This is a genomic window from Rhodococcus sp. JVH1 (genome assembly GCF_000280725.2).
Classification (GTDB): Bacteria; Actinomycetota; Actinomycetes; order Mycobacteriales; family Mycobacteriaceae; genus Rhodococcus_F; species Rhodococcus_F jostii_A.
Map to the genome: position 1 here is coordinate 4,113,119 of NZ_CP166289.1, position 23,033 is coordinate 4,136,151.

Sequence of the window (23,033 nt, forward strand, 5' to 3'; positions counted from 1 at the left end):
TTGGGTGGTAACCCCGTAGGGCCGGCGCTCAGCGGACTGGTTGCCCGCCGGCACGAGATGGAGGATGCCAAGCGAGCGCTGACGCGGTCCCGGATGGTCACGCTCACCGGACCGGGCGGTGTCGGCAAGACGAGACTGGCGTTGGAACTCGCCTTCCGAATGCGGCCCGCATTCGCCGATGGCGTGTGGCTCACCCCGCTGAGCGACCTCCGGCTTGACGCCGGCGTGGAAGACATCGGGGCCGCCATGGTGCAGTCCCTGGGTATGACGGATCAGTCAGCTCGCGCGCAACGTGAGAAGCTGTCGGCTTTCCTGCAAGACCAACAGGCCCTGATCGTCCTCGACAACTGCGAACACATCCTGACACCCCTCCGAACGCTACTCCCGGACCTGCTCAACGCAGCGCCCCACCTCAAGGTCATCGCAACGAGTCGCGAACCAATCGGAGTTCCCGGCGAGGTCGTGCTCCCGGTTCGCCCACTCAGCGTGCCTGCGCCACAGACTTCCGTCGGCGAGTTGGTGATGGACGGTTCCGTGGCGCTGCTGGTCGAGCGTGCGCGCGCAGTGGATCCTGACTTCGAGATCACCGAAGAGAACGCTCACGCGGTCATCGAGCTGTGTGGCCTGTTGGAGGGGCTGCCGCTCGCCATCGAGCTTGCGGCCGTCAAGTTGCGAACGCTGACAGTCGAACAGATGGTACGGCGCTTCGGTCATCGGCTTACGAGTCTGGCTGGTCCTGGCGCGGGAGCCTCACCGCGACATCAGTCGCTTCGCGCGCTGGTCGAGTGGAGCTACGAGCTCTGCTCCGAGCGGGGTCAGGTCCTGTGGCGTCGCCTCTCGGTGTTCCCGTCCGACTTCGACCTCGAGCTCGCCGAAGCCGTGTGCGCATTCGACGGTCTGACCGGCGACGAGATCATGGATTCCCTGGACCGCCTGGTTGGCCAGTCGATCCTGCTCACCAACAGGGAAGGCGAGGTGATGCGCTACCGGCTTCTCGCCCCGTTGCGGGAGGTCGCCGCCCAACTCGCAGAACAAGCCGACGAGACAGCAGAGCTTGAGCGTCGCCATCGAGACGCCATGCTGCGCCGCGCGGAGGAAATGCTTGCTCGCTGGTGCGGCCCAGATCAGCCGAACCTCCTGGCGCAGATGCGCCGAGATCACCCCAGCTACGTCGCTGCTCTCCAGTGGTGCGCCGACTCCGAGGACGAAGGCCTTGCAGGACTCCACCTGTTGAGCATGTTGCGCTACCACTGGCTCTCAGGCGGCTCACTCGCCGAGGGACGCATGCGCATCGAGGCGATGCTCGCAACCCACGTCGAGCCATCGGTTGCGCGCACCGAGTGTCTGTGGCTCCTCATCTGGATTGCGCTCCTCCAAGGCGACCACACGGGTGCCCGTAGCCTGTTGAACGAGCTCGAGGCTGCTGCGGAACTGCCGACCAACAGCCTCTCGGTCCACCTCCGGCACTGGCAGGGTCTCCTCGCCCTGTTCAGCGGAAGCCCTGAAGAAGCGATCGGGCATTTTCGATCGGCAGTGGAGGGTCATCATCTTGCCGATGATCTTTACCTCGAACTCACCGCCCGTTACATGCTGGCATCGGCCCTCGTATTGGCGGATCGCGCCGAGGAGGCGTTGGAGGTCAGCACGACGACGGTGGAGATGTGCGAGCGTTGCGGCGACCGATCCGCCCGGGTGTACGCGATGTGGGCGATGGCCGTTGCCCAGTGGCAACAGGGCCAGTTGGAGGAAGCAGAGAGCACTGCGCATCTGGTGCTTCGGCTGTTGAGCGTCTTGCGCGATCCGATCTGCGTCGCGCTTACCACCAGTCTGCTGTCTTGGGTGGCCTCGGACCAGCGCCGCACCAGGGCGGCGGGTGCGCTCCTCGTGGCAGCCGGCCGGGTCTGGCGGTCGCTCGGTACGTCACTTGACGCGTTCGGCCCCCAACTGCTCGGCTGGGCAGAGCGGCGTATGCCGCGGTCTGCCTCGTCGGTGATGCAGGCAACCAATGTTAGGCCGATGCGGGACCTCGACGACGTGATCGACTTGGGTTTGGGCTTGGGGTCCGTTCCCGTAGAGCGGCGCGCCGTACAGGGTCCGTTGACGAAGCGCGAACTGGAGGTGGCGGCGCTCATCGAAGCAGGCCTGTCCAACCGCGAGATTGCCGAGCGGTTGGTCGTCTCGAAGCGAACGGTGGACGGTCACGTCGAACGTATCCTGGCGAAGCTGGGTTTCACGTCGAGGAGTCAGGTCGCAGCGTGGATGTCACGAGAGGGAGCGTTCAAGCCATGACCTGGGCTTCGGCCAGGTCTGCTCTCTGAACGTGGAGCCTCGGCACGGGGACACGCGCCGATGAGCTTGCGGCTTCAGATTCGGTTTGCTGCCAGGATCGACCGAACCGAGCGGCTCCGACCGCGATATTCGCGTGATTCCACATTGATGGGTCCCGTGCACCTACAACTAAGGTTCGAGTCGACAGAGCCCTGCCCGACGGGGTGTCCCTCACTTCGCGCTTTGCCCGTGGTTCGGCGGGGTTGAGGACGATGATCGCCTTGCCGCGGGCCGCGCCGCCGACCTGTTCGATGGCGTGCGAGGTGGTTTCGGTGAATTCGTCGATGTTCGCGCGGGTGCCGGGGCCGGCGGACTTCGACGCGATGGACGCGACGATCTCGGCGTAGGCGACGGGGGTGACGGCGAAGATCGCGGCGACCATGGGGATGGTGGCTTGCCCGCCGCAGGTGACCATGTTGACGTTGTCGACGTCAAGGTGCTGCTCGAGGTTGACCGGCGGCACCACGTACGGGCCGAGCGCGGCGGGGGTGAGGTCGACGAGCTTCTTGCCGTGGGGGGCGAGGGCGGCGGCGTTGGCCTCGTGGGCCCCGGCGGAGGTGGCGTCGAAGACGATGTCGATGTCGGCGAAGTTGTCGAGGCCGATCAGACCCTGGACACCGTCGGCGGTGGTCGGGACGTTCAGCCGGGCGGCGCGGGCGAGGCCGTCGGAGTTCGGGTCGATGCCGACCATCGCGCCCATCTCGAGGATGTCGGAGTTGCGCAGGACCTTGATCATCAGGTCGGTGCCGATGTTGCCGGAGCCGATGATCGCGACCTTGATCGTGGGAGTGTCGCTCATGAGTGGGTGCCCTTCGAGAAGGTGGCGGTGACGGTGCCGAGGGTGGACAGTTCGGCGCGGACGGTGGTGCCGGGTGGGGTGGGGACCATCGGGCCGAGGGCGCCGGAGAGGATGACCTGCCCGGCGCGCAGCGGTTGCCCGTAGTCGCGGGCGGTGCGGGCGAGCCAGGCGAGGGCTTGGAGGGGATCGCCGAGGCAGGCGGCGCCGGTGCCCTCGGACACCAATTCCTCGCCGGAGAACAGGCGCATAAATACCTCGCGGGGTTCGAATTCGTCGAGGGTGAGCCAGCTTTCGCCGAGGACGTAGAGTCCGGAGGAGCCGTTGTCGGCGACGGTGTCGGTGATGGTGATGTCCCAGTCGGCGATCCGGGAATCGACGATCTCGAGGGCTGCTGCGGCCCGGGCGACGGCGGCCCGGATCTGGGTGTCGTCGAGGTCGCCGTCGATCAGGTCGGCGCCGAGTACGAAGGCGATCTCGGCCTCGGCCTTCGGTTGCAGCAACCGGCCGCTGGGCACCTCGGGCAGGCCGGTGACGTCCATGTCGGCGAAGAGCACACCGAAGTCCGGTTGGTCCACCCCCAACTGCTGCTGCACGGCGGGGGAGGTCAATCCGATCTTGCGGCCGGCGACCGTTGCACCGGCGGCGAGACGCCGGTCGGTCAGCAGTTGCTGCACGGCGTACGCCGCGCCGATATCGGTGGTCCCGATCAGGTCCCGCACGGCCGCGCACGGTGTGTCGGTGGCAGCGGCTGCGGTCAAACGCTCCACGGCTGCCCCGATCGCCGAAGTAGAGGTTTTCGTGGTCATCGCAGCCCGCGCGGGGTGGCGGTGGTGACCGAGAACCCGGCGATCCATTCGGGCACCGGTTCGTAGAATCGGGACGTCATCTCGTAGGGACCGGCGGCAGCGAGGGATGCGTAGGCGGCGATCCAGGTGCGTACCTCGTGGGCGGATCCGCCGCCCTCGGCGCCCATCCATTCGACGGTCCAGTCGTCGATGTCGGTCAGGGCGCCGGTCTCGAACGTGTCGAGGACGAGGTTGTCCCAGCCCGGGTTGATCGGGATCATCGTGGCCACCCCTGCCGCGTAGTCGCGGCCGGCCTGCAGTACCCGTTCCTCCCCCTTGGCGCGCTGCTCGGGGGTGGGCGGGTGGCCTTCGATGAGTGCGTCGGCGACGCGCGGCGGGGCGCCGTCGAGGACCGGGACCGGTGGATCATGGGAGAGGCCACCGGATCCGAGGAACAGGATCCGCTTGTCCAATTGGGCGGCGGCCTCGCCGATGGCGGTGCCCAGGGCGCGGATGCGGTGCAGTGGTCCGAGCGGGGTGGCGACGCCATTGACGAAGATCGGCACCACCGGAACCGCGTCGATGCCGCCGAAGAGGACCTCGAGCGGTTGGACGAAGCCGTGGTCGACGATCATGCGGGCAGACACGGTCAGGTCGATGCCGCGGTCGAGGACACCGCGTGCGAGAGCTTGGGCGGCGTCGGTGTCGACGGACAACGGGCCGGATTGGGAGCCGAAGTCCCCGACCGCGTGGGCCCCGGTGGCCAGGCAGAACGGGGGCATCTCCTTGTAGAAGAACCCGTTGTAGTGGTCGGGGGCGTAGAGCACGACGAGGTCGGGGTCGAAGTCCCGCACGAACGCGCGGGCACCGTCGACGGCGGCGTCGATACGGGCCAGGACTTCCGGATCCGGGTCGTTCTTTCCGATCAGGGGCGAATGCGAGAGACCGACGAGTGCGGTGGTCATGGGCGAATTCCTCACTGCTGCTGGGTAGTCGGGTGGATGACGAGCTTTCCGGTGAGGGTGCCGTCGATCATGAGCTGGAATCCCTTGTGTATCTCGGTCAAGGGCAGGGTGCGGTCGATGACCGGGCGCAGGCCGGTGGCGTCCATCATCTTGAGCATGGCGACTAGTGTCCTGAGTCATAAATAAGCCATCGGTTGTTAAGATTGGTCATGGCAACTCGTGGTCCGCGACCGACGGAGATTGTGCTGACCGAGGCCGAACGCGTAGAACTCGAGGGGTGGTCGCGGCGACGCAAGACCGCTGCAGGTTTGGCAGTAAGGTCGCGAATCATTCTCGCTGCCGCCGATGGTGGATCGAATACCGAAGTGGCGCAGAGGTTGGGGTTGAACCGAGGCACGGTGCGGCGGTGGCGCGACAGGTTCGTCGAGGACCGATGCGACGGGTTGCTCGACGAACCACGCCCGGGCCGTCCGCGGACGATCGACGACGACAAGATCAAGGATCTGATTACCTCGACCCTCGAAACGACACCGAAGAATGCCACACACTGGTCCACACGATCAATGGCAGAGCATCTCGATATTTCGCAATCGACGGTCTCGAGAGTGTGGCGCGCGTTCGGTTTGGCCCCGCACAAACAAGACTCGTGGAAACTGTCGAAGGATCCACTGTTCACCGAGAAGGTCCGTGACGTCGTCGGCCTGTACATGAACCCGCCCGAGCGGGCTCTGGTGCTCTGCGTCGACGAAAAAACTCAGATCCAAGCACTGGACCGGACCCAACCGATATTCCCGATGCTTCCCACCACCCCGCAACCCGCCAGTCACGACTACGTCCGCAATGGCACCTCGAGCCTGTACGCCGCTCTAGACATCGCCTCAGGGAAGGTGATCGGATCACTCCATTCACGCCACCGCGCACAAGAATTCATCGCATTTCTTCGCAAGATCGACGCTCAGGTGCCCGACGATCTCGATGTCCACCTCGTGATGGACAATGCATCGACCCACAAGACTCCCGCGGTCAAACGATGGCTCCTCGCGCACCCGCGCTTCGTCATCCACTTCACACCGACCAGCTCATCGTGGATGAACCTCGTCGAACGCTGGTTCGCCGAACTGACCACCAAGAAGCTCCAACGCTCCACCCATACCTCGGTCCAACAGCTCAACAAAGACATCCGAGCATGGATCGAGACCTGGAACGACAACCCCAGACCTTACGTCTGGGTCAAGACCGCCGACCAGATCCTCGACTCCATCGCACACTACTGCGCCAGAATTAAAGACTCAGGACACTAGGGTGTGTCTCCCAATGATTTGTGGTGTTGTGCTGCAGACTCTTCGGTGTGGCAGACGTTGTTGATCGGTTTGAGGTGTTGACGGACAAGCAGTGGGAGTTGCTCGCGCTGCTGTTGCCCAGTTCCGATGGGCTCCGGGGGCGGAAGTTCCGGAACAATCGTGTGGTGGTCGAGGGGATGCTGTATCGACTGCGGACCGGGTTGCCCTGGCGAGATCTCCCGTCGCATTTCGGGCCGTGGAAGACGGACCCTCGCGCCGCTCCGGTCGCCACGCTTCGACGAGTACAGCGCGCAGCCTGCGCTTGTGCGCCCTGATCATGCTCAGATCCTGCGGCTTCGGTGCCAGCGCTGCCTGCAACAAGACAATGAATCGATCCCGGGTGACGCCGTGGTTGACCATCAATTCACCCGGACCGGATCCGCCGAAGGGCGCCCACCGTATCGCGAAGTCGACTATCCAGCACTCATCCGAGGTCAGGATTTGCAGCCGTTTGAGGTGCTCACTGTCCATGCGGCACTGTTGCACCCAGTTCGGTTGCTGGACTTGCTCTATCGGCTCTGACGACGACGCGCTGTGCGCCACGGGTAGATTCATCAGCTGACCTGCTTGCTACTCGGTCGAATAATGTGTGCGTCGCACGTAGTGGCCGAATCGCCTGACTCGGCAGAAAGATCACACCTCGCACCTCGGGTGGGCTCACGGCTGGGGCGAGATCCTGCGGGGTATCTGCAAATTTACGCGCATATGATCTGCGCCACTATCCAGTGTGCGTCACACGCTGTACGTATTGCGACAGCGCCGGTTTCGGAGCGAGGTGCATCGCGGACTGTCATGTGCGATGAGTTCGGTGTCCGAATACGTGTGAGCGAATGCCTCGCCGATGTTCGGCGGCTTCCCGACGGAACACTGCGCTCGACAGATGTCAGGCTGAGCGCAGGGTTTGGGACGGGCTCACACCATAGATTCGTCGATACTCCTGGGAGAATCGACCGTAGTGGTAGAAGCCCCAGCGACTGGCAATGCCGGACACGGTGTCGGTTTCCGCGTCGGCCGCCATGAGGTCCTCGTGGGCTCGCTTCATCCGGGCGTTCCGGATGAACTCGATCGGGGTGGTGTCCAGGTACTCGCGAAAACCGCGCTGCAGTGCGCGGACGCCCACACCTACTTCTCGGGCAATCAGTTCAGGAGACAACGGCATCGCCGCGTGCGCGGTGATGTACTCGACGGCTTCGTTGATCGGAGCCGGGGCGGTACGCATCGCCGGCCTGGTGAGCTCCTCGGCGTACTGGTGTTCGGTGAGATTGAGCAATCCCACCGCGATCGAATAGGTCAAAGGCGCCGCGAGAAGGGGATTCGCCATGAACGTCCCTTCGATTTGGCTGCGGTAGGTATCGAGCACGAGGCGGCGCCAGGCACGCCCGTTGACGGTGGTGAGATCCAGCCCGCCGTGGAGTTGAACCGGTCGCGAGACGGGCCGATCGAGCAGATCCTGGATCGCGGTCTGCATGGTGGAGCGATCGAGTTTCATCGCGAAGACGTGCAATTGGCTGGTTCGCGGGGTGAGGATGCGAGCGTCGGAGCCCGTGGAGTAAACGACAGCGTTGCCCTGCTCGACTGCGGTCTGCTCGCCCCCCGATTCCGAGAGCAGCCGACCCGACATCGGGATGTTCACGTGATAGCCGTCAATGGTCGGGCAGTAGAGGTCCGTGTTGTTGTTGTAGCGCAGCTGCCCGGAGACCATGGATCCTGCAACCACCGCCTTCAGGTCGGCGTGAAATCCAGAGCCGGCACCGACCCGTGTGAGTTCGTGGGGATGAAAGACCTCGCCGACACCGGCGACGGCTTCTTCGACGTCTTCGCTGTGCAGATTGATCGAGGTACACGGAGGGGCGCCGCGTCCCGACGCGGACGACGCGGTCTTCTCCGACCCCATCCAGTGGTCAGCCACGTAAGTCTGTTCACCTTTCCGGCACTGCGGCGCGCACTCGCCGAGTGCGCAGAGTATGACTCACATCACATTTTATGCCTAATGGGCATCGCGCTAGAAAAGTGGGCCACTCGACCGTGCCCCTATGGCACTCGCACGCGGACGCGCCCGAGGCCGTCGCACCGGGGCCGATCTCACCGCTTCAACGTCTCCGACGGGGTGCTGCCGTACCGGTCGCGGTACGCCGCGGCGAACCGGCCTGTGTGGGTGATCCCGCACCGAAAGGCGATGTCTGCGACGGTGGCCGGCGGACCGGCCGATACGAGTTCGGCGTGTGCGCGCTCCAGACGGACTTCGAACAAGTATTCGAATGGTGTCTGAGTCATGCACTCCCGGAAGCCTTGCTGCAGTCGGCGCACACTCACTCCCGCCAGTTCCGCCATCTCCCCGGGTGTCCAGGCGCGGGCCGGATCGGCATGTATCGCGTCGATGACCCTCTTGACGATGCGGGGGCGCGCGCCGCGATGACTGTCCTCTTCGTCTGGCGTGGCCGCGAGGACAAATGCAGTGGTGAGGGTGCCCGCGAGCTGGGTCAGCACGAGGCTGTCGCGCCAGAGGCCGGCGTCGTCAGCGACCTGATGGAAGACGGTGTGGACGAACCTGAGCCAGCTCGCCCCCCGACCGCTGCGGAGATCGATCTGCATCGGCAGTTTCCCCGGACGACCCAGCACGCGGTCCATTTCATGCTGCAGATAGCTCTTCTCGACCTTGAACCCGACGAGGCGGCATGAGGGACTCCAGTGCGGGATGACGGTTCGGGTGTCCGGCGGACAGATGGTCGCCTGGCCAGGCAGCGACAGGACCGCAGTCTTCCCGACTACCGACTCGAACCGTCCCGAGACCGGAATGTTGACGCCATAGGCTCCGGGGTGGTCGGTCGCGACGGACACCTCGGCGCCGAGCCGCATGCTGGTGATCCGGCACGATCCGATCGTCGCCGACTTCAGGGCCGATCGAGACGCAGCTCCGGTCGTCAGCGGCCTCATCTCGTGCGGAAAATACGCTGCGGCGACAGCCTCGTGCACTTCGTGCCAGTCGGTGAATCGGGTAGTGCTGTGTGTGCCCATCGGGGTTTACAAACCTCTCACTGTCTTGCGCCTGTCGCCCGAAGAACCTCCCGGGCGGGCCCAGATCGTAAACGCCATTGTGAGCCCCATCACTAGATATTTGTCAAGGAAGAACGGCGCATCGGGGACCCCGAAAATGGATCCCAGGGACTTCGAGCCTCCTGGAGTAGACGCAGACGACCCGAACACCACTGTGCTACTGAACTTTTCACGGCCTGCCGCATGTGCGATCAGGCACCGAAGCGGCGTGTCGAAAAGCGGATAGGACGCGACGCGTCCTGGATAGCTATGAGCTCGGCCACACCATAGCTTTGTTCGTGAGATCGCACTCCGGCCGCATGTCCGCGACAAGCGGTTGCGATCCGACAGACCAAACCGTGTCTTCATCGACCGATGATCGCCCGCTTCCCCGCCCCATGGAGGCTGTTATGTCCCCCGAGAACCCTGATCCGAACACCACCCTCAAACTGGTGGTGGACGAAGTCCGCAAGGAATGCGACGACGTGCTCACGCTGAGCTTGATCGACGGCACCGGAAGTACCCTCCCGACCTGGGAGGCCGGCGCACACATCGATCTGCACCTGGCGAACGGCATGGTGCGGCAGTACTCGCTGCACAACACGCCCGGCGACAGTTCCCGCTACGAGGTCGCCGTCCTTCGAGATCCCAACAGCCGCGGAGGGTCACAGCACATCCACGACGAGGTGAAGAAGGGCGCCACACTCACAGCCTCACTGCCGCGCAACAACTTCCCACTCAAGCCGGCAGAAGAGTATCTCTTCCTCGCCGGAGGGATCGGCATCACGCCCCTGCTGCCGATGATGCAGGCCGCCGCCGACAATGACATCGCCTACCGCATGGTGTACGCCGGACGCTCACGCCCGAAGATGGCGTTCTTCGAACAGCTTTCCGACGACAGCCGCGTGCAGATGTGCGTCTCCGACGAGGGAACACGCCTGGACCTCGACACCTTGATCGACGACGATCTCGGCCCGAACGTGCACATCTACAGCTGCGGCCCCGAACGGCTCCTCGACGCACTCGCCGCGCGGTGTTCCCAGCTCGAGATGTCCGCGCGGCTGCACGTCGAGCACTTCTCCGGCACCGTCGTCGAGCTCGATCCGAACGTGGAGACCGCTTTCGAAGTGGAGCTGTCCCGATCCGGGAGGACCCTCACCGTCGGTCCGGACCAGACAATTCTGGACGCCCTGCTCGCGTGCGGGATCAAGGCCGCGAACAGTTGCGGCGAGGGAGTCTGCGGCTCCTGCGAGACAACCGTGCTCGAGGGCGAGGTCGATCACCGCGACGCGGTGCTCGACGACGACGAGAAGGCGGAGAACGAGGTGATGATGATCTGCTGCTCGCGGGCACGCTCACCGCGGATCGTCCTCGACATGTAGCCATCCGACCCATTGTTCGACATCGCGCGGCGTTCAGCCCGATCTGCCGCTACCCAACGTCCAGGAGGATCAAGATGACCGAAACCACTCCGGCACCGAATGCCGAAGACATCGTCGCGGGCAAGTGCCCGGTCAGCCACTTCGCCGCCGAGTTCAACCCGTTCGACGAGCAGTACCAGCAGGACCCGTACCCCGTCTTCAAGTCCGTCCGCGAACAGGAACCGGTTTTCTACAGCCCCGAGATCGACTACTGGATCGTCAGTCGCTACGAGGACATCATCGAAATCTTCAAGGACACCGAGTCCTACAGTGCGAGCGAGGCCGGGGTGATGATCACCCCGCCGTGCCCGGCGGCGATGGATGTGCTGGCCGAGGCCAACTTCGTGCCCTCGACCATGCTCGTCGACGAGGACGCACCGCTGCATCCCAAGCGGCGCAGGGTCTTCCGCAAAGGCCTCAACGACAACAAGGTGGCCGAACTCGAGCCCTACACCCGCCGGTTCGTCTCCCAGTGCCTGGACGCGATCGTCAAGAACGGCCGGGCCGACATGGTCGGCGACATGACCTTCTCGGTACCGGCGCTGACGGCGTTCATCCTGATGGGTGTGCCGGAGGCCGAGGTCGAGCGTGTCCGCGGGTATGCGGCCCGGTTCGCGCTGTGGCTGTGGGGTCGACCCACCGACGAACAGCAGGTTGCCCTCGCCGGTGACTACGCCGCGTACCTTCAGTACGCGCGTGAACACGTCGACAAGCTGGCCGAGAATCCGGGTGAGGACTACATGTCCAATGTCATCAAGGCCTGGCAGAAGGACGGCAACGACGAGGTGTGGGACAAGACCTATCTCGCGTCGATCATGCAGAGCCACCTCTACGCCTCACACGAGACGACCACCAATGCGGCGGCGAGCGGATTCAAGTCACTGCTCGAGAACCGCGATCAATGGGAAGCGATTTGCGCGGACCCGTCACTGATCCCCGGCGCGGTCCACGAGATCCTGCGCTACCAGTCGTCCGTGCCGACCTGGCGGCGGATCACGACGAAGCCGGTCCGGCTCGGCGGTTATGACCTGCCGGCCGGTTCACGGGTGATGATGCTGACCGGATCCGCCAACCACGACGACGCCAAGTTCGAGGACGGGGAGTCCTTCGACATCACCCGTGAGAACGCCGATGAGCACCTGGCTTTCGGCTGGGGTGTGCACCTGTGCCTCGGCCAGGGTCTGGCCCGCATGGAGATGCGGGTGATGCTGGAGGAGACCACCAAGCGTCTCCCGCACCTGCGCCTGGTGCAGGACCAGGAATGGACGTACTCACCGAACACCTCCTTCCGCGGTCCCGACCATGTCCTCGTCGAGTGGGACGCGATCCAGAACCCGCTCCCCGAGGACCGGCCGTAGTTTCCCACTACGCCCACCCCGGGGCCAGTCCCGATATCCGAACCAGCGAGTGACACGACGGCAGGTGGTGCCGTGTGGGTCGTACCCACACCCCACGGCGCCACCGCCGCCATCACCGACCCTCTGTCAGTGAGAACCGGAATGACTGCTCACACGAGCGCCTCAACGGCCTTGGACACACCGAGCTACACGGCAACACAGCTCGTTCGAGAGCGCACCCTCCGCGCAATCCGCGCGAATCCATCATCGGCGCGCATCTCGGAACTTGCCCGAGCAGCCGCCGCCGCCTTTGTCGACGTTCTCCGTCGATATGACGTGACCGATGCCGAATTTCGCGCCCTCAAGTCCTGGCTGATCTCGGTGGGCGACAACGGAGAGTGGCCGCTGCTCCTGGACCTGTTTGCCGAGCGCACGATCACAGAACGCGCGAACCCAGACCACGGCGCGACCCCGAGCAGCACCGAAGGGCCCTACTACATTCCCGGGCAACCACAGCTGACGTCGCCGTGCGTGCTGCCGATGCGCGCGGACGAGCCGGGGACGTCGTTGATACTCACCGGATGCGTGACTGCCACAGACGGCTCCCCCATCGCCTACGCGAACCTCGACATGTGGCAGACCGATGACAGCGGCCACTACTCAGGCTTCACGCCCGGGATTCCGGCAGGCAACCTCCGCGGTGTCGTGACAACCGACGACCACGGGCGCTTCGAAATCGAAACCATCCTGCCCAAGCCCTACCGCATACCGGCGGACGGAGCGGTCGGCACCCTGTTCACGAAGGCGAAATGGAACCCCTGGCGACCGGCGACCATACATGCCACCGTCACCAAACTCGGGTATTTCCCCGTGACCACACAACTCTACTTCGATACTGGCGCGGCCTTCGATGCGGTCAGCGACAGGATCGACCCAGAACTCGTCCTCGACGTCACGACCAGCCCCGAGGGCACCGTCCGCGCCACCTACAGCTTTGTCCTCGGCGCGGTCGAACCATGACCCCCTATCCCCCCGGAAGGACCCACCGATGCACACCCTGATGGTTCTCTATGGCCAGCCCACCGATCCGGAGAAGTTCCGGGAGTACTACCAGCACACCCATCTGCCGATCGCTCAAAAACTCCCCGGCGTGCGAGCGACCCGCCACAGCATCAACCTTGCTGCGGCGGAGGGCGAGTCACCATTCATTGCCGTCTTCGAGGCGGACTTCGACTCCGCCGAAGCCATGGCAGCCGCGCTGTCCTCCCCCGAGGGAGCGGCGGCGGTGGCCGACGTACCCAACTTCGCGACCGGTGGTGTGCAGATCGTGCACTTCGCCGCGACGCTCGGCTGAATCGACCCGGGCCACAGAGCTCGGATTCCCGTCGGTGGGTTGCTCTGATTCCTTCGCGTTCTCGACCCATGCACCGGCCAGCCCACGAGTCTCGGCTCGATGGGCCCCCACGACCGGCCACCCATGCGAAGCGTGCGCACCGCACGAACCCAGTGCGGCGTCGGTCCCCCCTCACACGATGCCCGGTGACAGCGCCCGCACTCCGCGGTCGCCGCAGCCGTCACCAGCATCGACGCCGGATCTCCGGCATACAGCGATTTCCCCAACCCCCAAGGAGGCCGGGAATGCCGGCAAGAAGGACCTTCGCACTCTCCAGTGTGGCAATGATAGGCGCAGTACTGTTCCTCTTCCCACTCGTGACGGGAATGCTCAGCAAGGCGCAGAGCGTGGACACCCTGACCGGTGATCTTCGTGGCAGCTTCGAACCGGACGCACTGATCCAGACGCGAACGGATATGAACACCGTGCAGGCGATGGCCGACCAACTGCAGGCGGAAACCCTTCCCGCACTCCCGAACGCGCTCGGGATGCCGCCAGAGCAGTTTCAGGGCTTCATAAGCGAGAATTTTCCTGATGTGGCGAGCGGGATCGTACAACTCGACACCATTCTCCCGAAGTTCCAGGGCCTGGTGACCGGGCTCGAGACCCAAGCCCCGAACTTCCGCAGCGCGGATCAGATCCCGACCAACTTCCTGCCGAGCACCACCGTGCCCTATCTCTTCCTGGTCCCCGGTGCAGTCCTGTTCGTCCTTGCCGGCGGCGCACTGGTCCTCGGACGGAACCCCGCGCGGAGCGGACTCTCCCGAGTCGCCCTGCTGGTCACCGTCGCCACCGGAGTGGTCTTCGTCATCGCACCACTGATCCTGTCGGTGCCGGCGAAAACCCAGGCCGTCGATGACCTCACTGCGGCCTTCGGCCCGATCTTCACCGACGAAGGTGTTGCCGCGGTGCGCTCGGACATGGACGTCATCCAAAAGATGTCCGACCAACTTCAGGCCGAGACCGCCCCCGCGCTCGCCGAAGCACTGAAGATGGACCCCACCCAGTTTCAGAGTTTTATGGGCCAGAACTTCCCCGCTGTTGCAGCCGGCATGGGCCAGCTCAACGAGATCCTCCCGCGGTTCCAGGCCCTGGTGGCAGGAATGGAACAGAACGTCGACAACTTTCAGGCGGCGGCCAGTATCCCCACCGCGACACAACCCACCACAACGCTCACCTGGTGGCTCGTCGTTCCCGGGGTTGCGCTGATCGTGCTCGGCGGGCTCGGAATCCCCGCGACGCGGAACGCCGAAAGCCGCACCACGCCCCGCGAACGGACCCTGCAAGGCGTCTGATCAGCCGAATCCTCCACCCAGTAAGACTCCCACCGAATCATGGTGGCGTCACCGCACCATCGCCGACCGGTTTGCCGCGACACCTCTTCGCGTTCGCCGGGGCAAGCGAAGCCCTGAGGTTTCTCGGACCGGGTGCAGGTGGCCGTTCGGTGGGGTACGGAGAGGTGCCGTGTCCATGGTCGGGTGGACACGGCACCACCCACAGCGAAAACAGACCCAACAATTTTACAGCACAAGACAATTCGAAGGAGAGCTCGTTTCATGACTGACAATTTGAAGTTCTTTTCACCGGAGTGGTGTGACGCCGCCCGCGATGCTGTCAACGCGAACGAGGCGGTCTACCGCGGGTTCAAGGACCCGTCGTCGTTCACCAACAGGATGGAACTCGCCGTCACCGGCCGCGAAGACCTGACAGTTCACCTCCAATGGAACCAGGGTGAGGTCATCTCGTGGACTCCCCGCAAGTTCGACGAAGACGATCTGTGGATCGTCCTCAACGGTGGGCACGAAGCGTGGCAGCGCGCCGCCGACGGTGACGAGGAAGCTGGAAAACTTTTGATGGCAGGCGAACTCAAGTTCGTCAAGGGCCCGATGACCGCCGCGATCGAGAACGCCGGAGCTCTCAACAACTTCCTGCTGTCCTGGGGTCGGGTACCGACCGAGTGGGCAGTCTGACACCACACCTCCAGCCCGCGCAGGTCGACGGCACTCCATCGGCCTGCGCGGGCACCCTATCGTAAGCAGCGCCTTGGAAGGCCCACGATGACAACGGTTCACCCCACCACGTACACCCTGTCCCTCTACGACGGTGACGACGCGAACGGCGTCGCGAGCATCCTGTCGACCCTGTTGGAACAAAATCTTCAGAATCATCCCGAACGAGTCGACCTGGCCCGCACATTCGGCCGGCCGGTCGCGGTGTTCAGCACGGACACCAACGCCGCCGCGACCATCATCTTTCGAGACGATCACGCCACGGTCTGCAATGACATCGTGAACAATCCCGCCGTCGTCGTATGGGCGACCGTGGGACAGATCCTCGATGTCTCCCAACTGGAAATGAAGGCAGGCGGGTTGCTGCCTGTCGGCTTCTTCACCCGGCGTGGACTAGGCGTTCTTCGCGACATCGTGACCCACAAGCTGGTCGTGAAGGGTCTGCTGACCCATCCGGTGACAGCACTGCGCATGATCGCCATGCTGTCCGTGGCGAGCTGATCGATCTCCCGCTCCATCGGAGGGACGGATGCAGATGCCCATCTCCTCGCACCGCTCGGTCGCGATCGACCGCGGCGGCGCCCCCTCCCCCCTCCCCATCCCCCGGACCGGAGGGCCATGAGTCCCCTGCCGCGCCCTGACTTCGAGGCGCTCAACTCCCAGATCCGCTACCTCATGTTCTCGGTGTTCCAGGTCGAACCCGGTGTACTCGAGGACGACCGGGAAGCTGCGATCAAACAGGCGCGGAGCTTCTTCGAAGGCCAGGCCGACAAGGGCGTCGTGGTGCGCGGGCTCTACGCATCGAAGCCCTCCAGGCCACCTACGCCGACTTCCGCCGCACCACCGCACTGGGCCGCGCGAGCAAGCCCGTGTGGAGCAACGTCGCGTGCCACCGCCCCGCCGAGTTCAACAAGAGCCACATTCCGGCGTTCCTCGCCGGTGAGGACCCGGGCAACTACATCTGCGTGTACCCGTTCGTCCGCTCCTACCAGTGGTACCTGCTGCCCGACGACGAGCGGCGCAAGATGCTCGCCGACCACGGCATGGCGGCCCGCACCTACAAGGACGTCCGCGCCAACACCGTGCCCTCGTTCGCACTCGGCGACTACGAGTGGATTCTCGCGTTCGAGGCGCCCGAGCTGTACCGCATCGTCGACCTCATGCGCGACCTGCGCGCCACCGAGGCCCGCCTGCACGTCCGCGAGGAGGTGCCGTTCTTCACCGGCCCGCGGGTGGATGTGGACATGCTGATCACGGCGCTTCCGTGAGGGCGACGGCACGGTGTTTTCCCGGTTCGAACTCCGGTCCACCTGGTATTTCCACCGCGTAGGCTCATCGGAAGGAGAGTCGAAAGACCACCGGCTCGGATGTCCATCGCCGCACAGCGGCGGGTGATGAGCGGGCTGGGCAAGGATCGTGGCGGCGCAGGATGGACCGGATGCACGAGGTTCCTCGCCCGATGAGGGCGTGGTATCCATGACGAGCGAGGACGGCCCCGGGCCTGGTCGCGGACTTGTTCCCGTGCTCAAGGCGGAACTCGAGGCTGACGGTTTCGAGGAGGTCGGCGAGATCGGGCACGGAGGATTCGGGGTGGTCTTCCGGTGCCGCGAGCCGTCCTTGGACCGGACCGTGGCCGTCAAGGTGCTGAACTCGACTTTCGATGAGGACGGTTACGCCCGGTTCCTCCGCGAGCAACGTGCCATGGGGCAGCTCTCGGGGCATCCGAACATCGTCAATGTGTTGCGCATCGGGACTACCGTGAGTGGTCGGCAGTTCCTCGTGATGCAGTACCACGCGCGCGGCTCCCTGGATGCGGTGCTTCGGCGCCGTGGCCCGCTCGAGTGGAGCGCCGCTGTGCGAATCGGGGTGAAGCTCGCCGGCGCCCTCGAAACTACGCATCGTGCGGGGATCCTTCATCGTGATGTCAAACCGGGCAATGTTCTCCTGACCAGTTACGGCGAGCCGCAGCTGTCGGACTTCGGGATCGCGCGGATCGCAGGCGGATTCGAGACCGACACCGGCACCATCACCGGGTCACCGGCCTTCACGGCACCGGAGGTGCTGTCCGGCGATCCCCCTACCCTGGTCTCCGACGTCTACGGGCTCGGAGCTACGTTGTTCTGTCTGCTTACGGGGCACGCTGCCTTCGAACGCCGCTCCGGTGAGCAGATCGTCGCTCAGTTCTTGCGGATCGCCGCGGAGTCGGCTCCGCGGTTGCCCGCGGCGGGTATCCCCGCTGATGTCCGTGCCGCGGTCGAATCCGCGATGGCCCGCGATCCCGGCCGGCGACCGGGTACTGCAGCGGAGTTGGGACATCAGCTACGCGCGATCGAACGCAGCCACGGCTTGGCCGAGGACGAGATGGCTCTGCCGCAGGACTCGCACCCGGAAGCCCCGGCTTCTCCCCCACGAAACGACACGGGAACGGTCGACTACGCTCCGACGGAACTCGGTCAGCGCGCTGAAATGGATGAACCGCCGCGGCAGCCGCCCAGTGCTTCCACCAAGTATCGGCCACCGACTCCGTCCCGGCCCCTCGTCGAGCGCGGCCGGCTCGCCGAGCGTCTTCACGGTGCCGCCCGCCGCCGGCTGATCTTGATTCACGCCCCTGCAGGTTTCGGCAAAAGCACCCTGGCGGCGCAGTGGCGGCGCACCCTGGTCGACGACGGTGTCGCGGTGGCCTGGCTGAGCATCGACGCCGACGACAACAACGTCGTGTGGTTCCTGTCCCACCTCATCGAGTCGATTCGTGTCGTCCGACCCGATCTGGCCGAGGAACTCGGCCAGATCCTCGAAGATCATGGTGACGAGGCCGACCGGTTCGTCTTGACCGCGCTGATCAACGAGATCCACACCAGCAGGGATCCCATGACCGTCGTCATCGATGACTGGCATCGGGTCAGTGATCCCGCCACGATCGCCGCGATGAGTTTTCTGCTCGACAATGGTTGCCATCACCTCCAAGTGCTGGTCACCAGCCGCAGCCAGTCGGGCCTTCCACTCGGGCGGATGAGGGTGCGAGACGAGCTGGTCGAGATCGACTCCGCCGCGCTCCGCTTCGACGAGGAGGAATCGCGGCGATTCCTGGTCGACGTCGGCGGGCTGGCCCTCGATCGGCACGCGATCAGCGCTCTGCAGGACTCCACCGAGGGCTGGGTTGCCGCTTTGCAACTGGCCACCCTGTCGTTGCGCGGACGTGACGATCCGGCAGAGTTCATCGCCCATCTCTCCGGCCGTCACCGCGGGATCGCAGGCTATCTCGCCGAGAACGTCCTGAGCGCTCTCGAACCCGAGGTCCTCGACTTCATGCTGGCCACATCGGTCACCGAACGCCTGTGTGCTGACCTCGCCGAAACCCTGGCCGGGGTCGCCGACGGCCAGGGGTTGCTCGAGCAAATCGAGGAACGCGATTTGTTCCTGCGCGCGCTCGACGACGACCGCGAGTGGTTCCGGTACCACCACCTCTTCGCGGACTTCCTCCGCCGCCGTCTCCAGCGCGACCAGCCGAGCAGGATCGCTGACCTTCATCGCACCGCCGCACGCTGGTTCGCCGCGCACGAGCTCCTCAGTGAGGCCGTCGACCAGTCACTCGCGGCGGCGGATCCGGATCAGGCGGCCGAACTCGTCGACTCTCGCGGATTCGCCCTGATCGAACGCTCCCAGATGGCGACGGTTCTCGGGTTGATCGGGAAACTGCCACCGGCTCAGATCGAGTGCCGCCCGCATCTGCAGATCGCCGCCGCCTGGGCGCACATCCTGCTCCACCATCGACCTACCATCGTCGACAGCGCCCTCGACTCCGTTCGGGTCGGGCTGGCGGCTCTACCCGAGTCGGGAAATGCCACCGCAGCCTTGCGTGCCGAAGCATCGCTTGTCCAGGCAGCTGCGGACCTGTTCCGGGACCGCATCGATGATCTCACCGAATTGATCTCGGACTGCCTGGCACGAGAGAAGACTCTCCGCCCCTTCGCGTTGGCAGGCTCGGCCAACGTCGCCTCCTACGAGGCCATTCACCGCTTCGACTTCGAGGCCGCCAAACGCTGGCAAGACTGGGCCGCCCCCTTCCATGCGCGCACGTCCGGCCCCTTCAGCGTGATCTACGGATACTGTTTGTCTGGGCTCGCCGAGAGCGAGCTGCTGAATGTTCAGGAGGCCGAGGACTATTACCGCAAGGCCTACGATCTCGCCCGACGGTCGGGTGGGCACCGTTCCTACACAACCCGGCTCGCCGGGACGATGCTCGGCGAATCGCTCTACGAGCAAGGCCTTCTCGACGACGCCGAGCGCCTTCTCGACGAATGCTCCGAACTCGGATCCGAGGGTGGGGTTGTCGATTTCATGCTTGTCACGTTCGGCACCGGATCCCGGATCAAGGCCCTGCGCGGCGATCTCGCGGCGGCAGCGCATCGCTTGGACGAGGGGACCCAGATCGCCACGGCGCTGTCGTTGCCGAGGCTGGCGGCACGGATCGAGAATGAACGCACCCGGTGGCGGATCACCCCAGGCCAATATCCGCCCGCGATGACCATGGCCAATGCCCTCCCCGATACCGCGGCGCCGACATCGCATCCCGTCAACGGTGTCACCGAGGTGACCGCGGAGCTCAACGAAGACTCCGCCATTCGCCGGCTCCTGGCAAGCTTAGATCCCGGCGACGCCGCGCTCGCGCACAGGCGGGCCGAGAAGCTCGTGGCCAGGGCCACCGCGTTGCACCGCCCACGGGCCGCACTCCGCGCGAGCCTCCTGCGCGTCGTCACCACCCGCCGCGTGCAGGGAGACCACGATGCCCTGGTCGCCCTGGTCCCCCTTGTGGCACAGTGTTCCCGCCTCGGGTTGATCCGGCCGCTGTGCGACGAGGGGCCGGCTCTGACCCAGCTCGTCGCCACACTGGCGGAACTGCGCGAGAGCCAGGACTGGGATGTCGGCTGGCCCGCGGTTCCTGCACCATTTCTTCGTGCAGTCCTGGCCTCCAGCGACGCGACGTCACCGCCACCAGCCGCACCCGACTAAACCTCGGGCGGTCGGGGCCACCCATGGGCACGGCGAGGCCGGATCATGGCAGTCGGTCGTCGTCCTGTTAGCGGATGTCCCCGGAGCGAACCGAATAGTCACACTGCGTCAGGCAGCGCCAAACCTTCAACGCGGGCGCGACATAGACATACCCCCCGGACACGTCCCGACCGATGTTCGTTGCGCCGAGCGGATCAGTCTTTCGCTGAGTGGATCGACGGCTTGTGACCCCCGCCATAGCGTGAGACCCGTACTCACCAGGCAGGCCAAACAGGTCGAACGAGAGCGAAGGTGGCCACCGATGGACGCACGCAAACTACGGGACATTTTCGGACAGTTCGCAAGTGGTGTCACGGTCATCACGTGCCGGAACACCGACGGGACACCCCACGGCGCCACGGTGACGGCGTTCACCGCCGTCTCCCTCGAGCCCGCACTGTGCCAGGTGACACTCACCCGCAGGTCGAAGGCATGCCAATACCTGAGCGACGCCCCCTTCGCCGTGAACATCCTCGGCGCCGAGCAGACCGATACAGCCATGCACTTCGCCGGTCGCCCGCAGGTTCCCGGCCCGGTATGGGCCGATGGCCCCACCGCGCCCCTGTTGTGCGGATCGGCGGCGACGCTGTCCTGCACACCGTGGGCCGAATACGACGGTGGCGATCACATCATCTTCATCGGTGAGATCGTCGATGTCACTGTCACGGAGAGTGCGCCGCTGTTGTTCTACCGCAGCAAGTTCCACCACATCGGCACAGAGCCGTCCGCCGCCGCCTGGAACGGCAGCATGGACGACCCACACAGCGGGTGGTTCGACGCGACGACCTCCTTCACTCCACTGCACGCCAGGTCCGCCCTGTCCATCCCCTGAACCCACAAGCACCAACCGCACTTCGAAGGGATTACCGATGACCGTCACCGACCCCGCCACCGACGCGGCCGGAACCGAACCGACGCAGGTTAATCCGGCCGCGAACGCCGCCGCGAACCAGCCCCAGATCTACGCCACGAAACCGATGACCGGCGACGAGTACATCGAGTCCATCAGCGACGACCGTGAGATCTGGTTGCACGGCGAGCGGGTCAAGGACCACACCAACCACCCCGCGTTCCGCAACTCGGTTCGCATGATCGCGCGCCTCTACGACAGCCTGCACACCGGCGATCACGTCGACACCCTCACCACACCCACCGATACCGGCAACGGTGGCGTGACGATGCCGTTCTTCCGGACCGCCAAGTCCACCGAAGACGTGCTCGCCGACCGCGACGCGATCGCCACCTGGGCGCGGATGACGTACGGCTGGATGGGCCGCAGCCCCGACTACAAGGCCTCCTTCCTTGGCACCCTGCACGCGAACAAGGAGCTGTACTCCCCGTTCGAGGCCAACGCCGAACGCTGGTACCGCGAATCGCAGGAGAAGGTCCTGTACTGGAACCACGCGATCATCAACCCGCCAGTCGACCGTCAGCTTCCGCCCGACGAGGTCGGTGACGTGTTCATGAAGGTGGAGAAGGAAACCGACTCGGGCCTGATCGTCTCCGGTGCGAAGGTGGTGGCGACCGGGTCGGCGATCACCAACTACAACTTCATCGCCCACTACGGCCTGCCGATCAAGAAAAAGGAATTCGCTCTCATCTGCACGGTCCCGATGGGGGCACCCGGGGTGAAGCTGATCTCCCGTGCGTCCTACGCGCAGAACGCGGCGATCACCGGGACCCCGTTCGACTACCCGCTGTCGAGCCGGTTCGACGAGAACGACGCCATCCTCGTCTTCGACAAGGTCCTGGTGCCCTGGGAGAACGTCTTCATGTACGGGGCCGTTGACAAGATCAACACCTTCTTCCCGCAATCCGGGTTCCTTCCCCGCGCGATGCTGCAGGGCTGCACCCGGCTCGCGGTCAAACTCGACTTCATCGCCGGCCTGCTCATGAAGGCCCTCGACTGCACCGGAGCCGGCGGCTTCCGCGGCGTGCAGACCCGCGTCGGCGAGGTCATCGGCTGGCGGAACCTGTTCTGGTCGCTGACCGAATCGATGGCACGCGACCCGGAACAGTGGATCGGCGACACCGTCATCCCCAAGCTCGAATACGGCCTGACCTACCGCATGTTCATGATGCAGGGCTACCCCCGGATCAAGGAGATCATCGAGCAGGACGTCGCGTCCGGGCTGATCTATCTCCCGTCCTCGGCGGCCGACTTCAAGTCGACGGAAATCCGCCCGTACCTCGACAAGTACGTGCGTGGCTCCGACGGCATCACCGCGGTCGACCGCGTGAAGGTCATGAAAGCGCTGTGGGATTCGATCGGCAGCGAGTTCGGTGGGCGCCACGAACTGTACGAGCGCAACTACTCTGGCAACCACGAAAACGTCAAGGCCGAGTTGCTGTTCGGTGCGCAGGCGACCGGGGTGGTGTCGGGTATGAGGGGTCTGGCAGAACAGTTCATGAGCGAGTACAACCTCGACGGCTGGACTGTCCCGGACCTCATCGGCAACGACGACGTCTCGTACTTCGGCCGCAAGTAGCACCAGCCGAGTAATGAGAGACGCCCGACGACAGCGGAGCGTCGCCGGGTGGCGAGCTTTCTCGACGGCGAACGGGCTGGGTCTC

General features: G+C 64.9%; 17 protein-coding genes and 3 pseudogenes. 14 read left to right on the top strand and 6 right to left on the bottom strand.

Annotated elements, in window-relative coordinates:
• Nucleotides 1–57 precede the first annotated feature (57 nt).
• Nucleotides 58–2,289, top strand: coding sequence for a LuxR C-terminal-related transcriptional regulator (locus JVH1_RS18955; protein ID WP_043780240.1), 2,232 nt, complete (start codon nucleotides 58–60; stop codon nucleotides 2,287–2,289).
• A gap of 229 nt (nucleotides 2,290–2,518) precedes the next feature.
• Here the strand turns inward: JVH1_RS18955 and JVH1_RS18960 are convergent.
• The 4 genes and pseudogenes from JVH1_RS18960 to JVH1_RS18975 form a co-directional block, all read right to left on the bottom strand.
• A pseudogene (locus JVH1_RS18960) lies at nucleotides 2,519–3,127 on the bottom strand (acetaldehyde dehydrogenase (acetylating)); the annotation flags it as partial.
• On the bottom strand, nucleotides 3,124–3,933 hold the full coding sequence (locus tag JVH1_RS18965; protein ID WP_043780245.1) for a 2-keto-4-pentenoate hydratase: 810 nt from the start codon (nucleotides 3,931–3,933) through the stop codon (nucleotides 3,124–3,126). The pseudogene JVH1_RS18960 and the gene JVH1_RS18965, both read right to left, overlap by 4 nt.
• A complete protein-coding gene (locus tag JVH1_RS18970; protein WP_009476600.1) occupies nucleotides 3,930–4,877 on the bottom strand; it encodes a 3-carboxyethylcatechol 2,3-dioxygenase in 948 nt (315 codons plus the stop codon). Before JVH1_RS18970 ends, JVH1_RS18965 begins: the two co-directional genes overlap by 4 nt.
• Before the next feature lie 11 nt (nucleotides 4,878–4,888).
• Nucleotides 4,889–5,044: pseudogene (locus tag JVH1_RS18975) on the bottom strand (zinc-binding dehydrogenase); the annotation flags it as partial.
• Between the two features lie 42 nt (nucleotides 5,045–5,086).
• Here JVH1_RS18975 and JVH1_RS18980 point away from each other — a divergent pair.
• Nucleotides 5,087–6,178 carry an IS630 family transposase gene (locus JVH1_RS18980; RefSeq protein WP_371113003.1) on the top strand — a complete coding sequence of 364 codons (1,092 nt, stop codon included), beginning with the start codon at nucleotides 5,087–5,089 and terminating at the stop codon, nucleotides 6,176–6,178.
• 74 nt (nucleotides 6,179–6,252) lie between these two features.
• On the top strand, nucleotides 6,253–6,492 hold the full coding sequence (locus JVH1_RS18985; RefSeq protein WP_371113092.1) for a transposase: 240 nt from the start codon (nucleotides 6,253–6,255) through the stop codon (nucleotides 6,490–6,492).
• A 608-nt stretch (nucleotides 6,493–7,100) separates the two neighbouring features.
• Here the strand turns inward: JVH1_RS18985 and JVH1_RS18990 are convergent.
• Both JVH1_RS18990 and JVH1_RS18995 read right to left on the bottom strand, forming a co-directional pair.
• Nucleotides 7,101–8,126: an AraC family transcriptional regulator gene (locus JVH1_RS18990; RefSeq protein ID WP_009480655.1), complete on the bottom strand. Its 1,026-nt coding sequence runs from the start codon at nucleotides 8,124–8,126 to the stop codon at nucleotides 7,101–7,103.
• A 173-nt stretch (nucleotides 8,127–8,299) separates the two neighbouring features.
• Nucleotides 8,300–9,232 (bottom strand): AraC family transcriptional regulator, encoded by a 933-nt coding sequence (locus JVH1_RS18995; RefSeq protein WP_009480654.1) that lies wholly within the window; start codon nucleotides 9,230–9,232, stop codon nucleotides 8,300–8,302.
• Nucleotides 9,233–9,660: 428 nt separating this feature from the next.
• Here JVH1_RS18995 and JVH1_RS19000 point away from each other — a divergent pair, with 428 nt between their 5' ends.
• The 11 genes and pseudogenes from JVH1_RS19000 to JVH1_RS19050 all read left to right on the top strand — a co-directional run bounded on the left by JVH1_RS19000 (nucleotide 9,661) and on the right by JVH1_RS19050 (nucleotide 22,948).
• Nucleotides 9,661–10,632, top strand: a complete 972-nt coding sequence (locus JVH1_RS19000) for a PDR/VanB family oxidoreductase (RefSeq protein ID WP_009480653.1) — start codon at nucleotides 9,661–9,663, stop codon at nucleotides 10,630–10,632.
• Between the two features lie 74 nt (nucleotides 10,633–10,706).
• Nucleotides 10,707–12,029 (top strand): cytochrome P450, encoded by a 1,323-nt coding sequence (locus JVH1_RS19005; RefSeq protein WP_009480652.1) that lies wholly within the window; start codon nucleotides 10,707–10,709, stop codon nucleotides 12,027–12,029.
• A 141-nt stretch (nucleotides 12,030–12,170) separates the two neighbouring features.
• Complete coding sequence (locus tag JVH1_RS19010; protein ID WP_043782942.1) at nucleotides 12,171–13,028, top strand: dioxygenase; 858 nt, start codon at nucleotides 12,171–12,173, stop codon at nucleotides 13,026–13,028.
• A 28-nt stretch (nucleotides 13,029–13,056) separates the two neighbouring features.
• The gene (locus JVH1_RS19015; protein WP_009480650.1) at nucleotides 13,057–13,362 is read left to right on the top strand and encodes an EthD family reductase; all 306 of its coding nucleotides are present in this window, start codon (nucleotides 13,057–13,059) and stop codon (nucleotides 13,360–13,362) included.
• A gap of 323 nt (nucleotides 13,363–13,685) precedes the next feature.
• Complete coding sequence (locus JVH1_RS19020) at nucleotides 13,686–14,696, top strand: hypothetical protein (protein WP_237735344.1); 1,011 nt, start codon at nucleotides 13,686–13,688, stop codon at nucleotides 14,694–14,696.
• Nucleotides 14,697–14,957: 261 nt separating this feature from the next.
• On the top strand, nucleotides 14,958–15,371 hold the full coding sequence (locus JVH1_RS19025; protein WP_009480648.1) for a hypothetical protein: 414 nt from the start codon (nucleotides 14,958–14,960) through the stop codon (nucleotides 15,369–15,371).
• A gap of 87 nt (nucleotides 15,372–15,458) precedes the next feature.
• Complete coding sequence (locus JVH1_RS19030) at nucleotides 15,459–15,911, top strand: hypothetical protein (RefSeq protein WP_009480647.1); 453 nt, start codon at nucleotides 15,459–15,461, stop codon at nucleotides 15,909–15,911.
• Nucleotides 15,912–16,037: 126 nt separating this feature from the next.
• Nucleotides 16,038–16,678: pseudogene (gene hemQ / locus JVH1_RS19035) on the top strand (hydrogen peroxide-dependent heme synthase).
• A gap of 208 nt (nucleotides 16,679–16,886) precedes the next feature.
• The gene (locus JVH1_RS19040) at nucleotides 16,887–20,420 is read left to right on the top strand and encodes a serine/threonine-protein kinase (protein WP_043782935.1); all 3,534 of its coding nucleotides are present in this window, start codon (nucleotides 16,887–16,889) and stop codon (nucleotides 20,418–20,420) included.
• A gap of 301 nt (nucleotides 20,421–20,721) precedes the next feature.
• Nucleotides 20,722–21,291, top strand: coding sequence for a flavin reductase family protein (locus JVH1_RS19045; RefSeq protein WP_009480644.1), 570 nt, complete (start codon nucleotides 20,722–20,724; stop codon nucleotides 21,289–21,291).
• A gap of 37 nt (nucleotides 21,292–21,328) precedes the next feature.
• Nucleotides 21,329–22,948 (top strand): 4-hydroxyphenylacetate 3-hydroxylase family protein, encoded by a 1,620-nt coding sequence (locus JVH1_RS19050; RefSeq protein ID WP_009480643.1) that lies wholly within the window; start codon nucleotides 21,329–21,331, stop codon nucleotides 22,946–22,948.
• The last annotated feature ends 85 nt before the right edge of the window (nucleotides 22,949–23,033 follow it).

Coding starts and splice junctions, on each gene's coding strand:
- JVH1_RS19025 (WP_009480648.1), top strand. CDS start 14,958: ATGACTGACAATTTGAAGTTCTTTTCACCGGAGTGGTGTGACGCCGCC.
- JVH1_RS19040 (WP_043782935.1), top strand. CDS start 16,887: ATGACGAGCGAGGACGGCCCCGGGCCTGGTCGCGGACTTGTTCCCGTG.
- JVH1_RS18965 (WP_043780245.1), bottom strand. CDS start 3,933: ATGACCACGAAAACCTCTACTTCGGCGATCGGGGCAGCCGTGGAGCGT.
- JVH1_RS18995 (WP_009480654.1), bottom strand. CDS start 9,232: ATGGGCACACACAGCACTACCCGATTCACCGACTGGCACGAAGTGCAC.
- JVH1_RS18955 (WP_043780240.1), top strand. CDS start 58: ATGGAGGATGCCAAGCGAGCGCTGACGCGGTCCCGGATGGTCACGCTC.
- JVH1_RS19000 (WP_009480653.1), top strand. CDS start 9,661: ATGTCCCCCGAGAACCCTGATCCGAACACCACCCTCAAACTGGTGGTG.
- JVH1_RS19020 (WP_237735344.1), top strand. CDS start 13,686: ATGATAGGCGCAGTACTGTTCCTCTTCCCACTCGTGACGGGAATGCTC.
- JVH1_RS19045 (WP_009480644.1), top strand. CDS start 20,722: ATGGACGCACGCAAACTACGGGACATTTTCGGACAGTTCGCAAGTGGT.
- JVH1_RS18980 (WP_371113003.1), top strand. CDS start 5,087: ATGGCAACTCGTGGTCCGCGACCGACGGAGATTGTGCTGACCGAGGCC.
- JVH1_RS19015 (WP_009480650.1), top strand. CDS start 13,057: ATGCACACCCTGATGGTTCTCTATGGCCAGCCCACCGATCCGGAGAAG.
- JVH1_RS18970 (WP_009476600.1), bottom strand. CDS start 4,877: ATGACCACCGCACTCGTCGGTCTCTCGCATTCGCCCCTGATCGGAAAG.
- JVH1_RS19010 (WP_043782942.1), top strand. CDS start 12,171: ATGACTGCTCACACGAGCGCCTCAACGGCCTTGGACACACCGAGCTAC.
- JVH1_RS19005 (WP_009480652.1), top strand. CDS start 10,707: ATGACCGAAACCACTCCGGCACCGAATGCCGAAGACATCGTCGCGGGC.
- JVH1_RS19050 (WP_009480643.1), top strand. CDS start 21,329: ATGACCGTCACCGACCCCGCCACCGACGCGGCCGGAACCGAACCGACG.
- JVH1_RS19030 (WP_009480647.1), top strand. CDS start 15,459: ATGACAACGGTTCACCCCACCACGTACACCCTGTCCCTCTACGACGGT.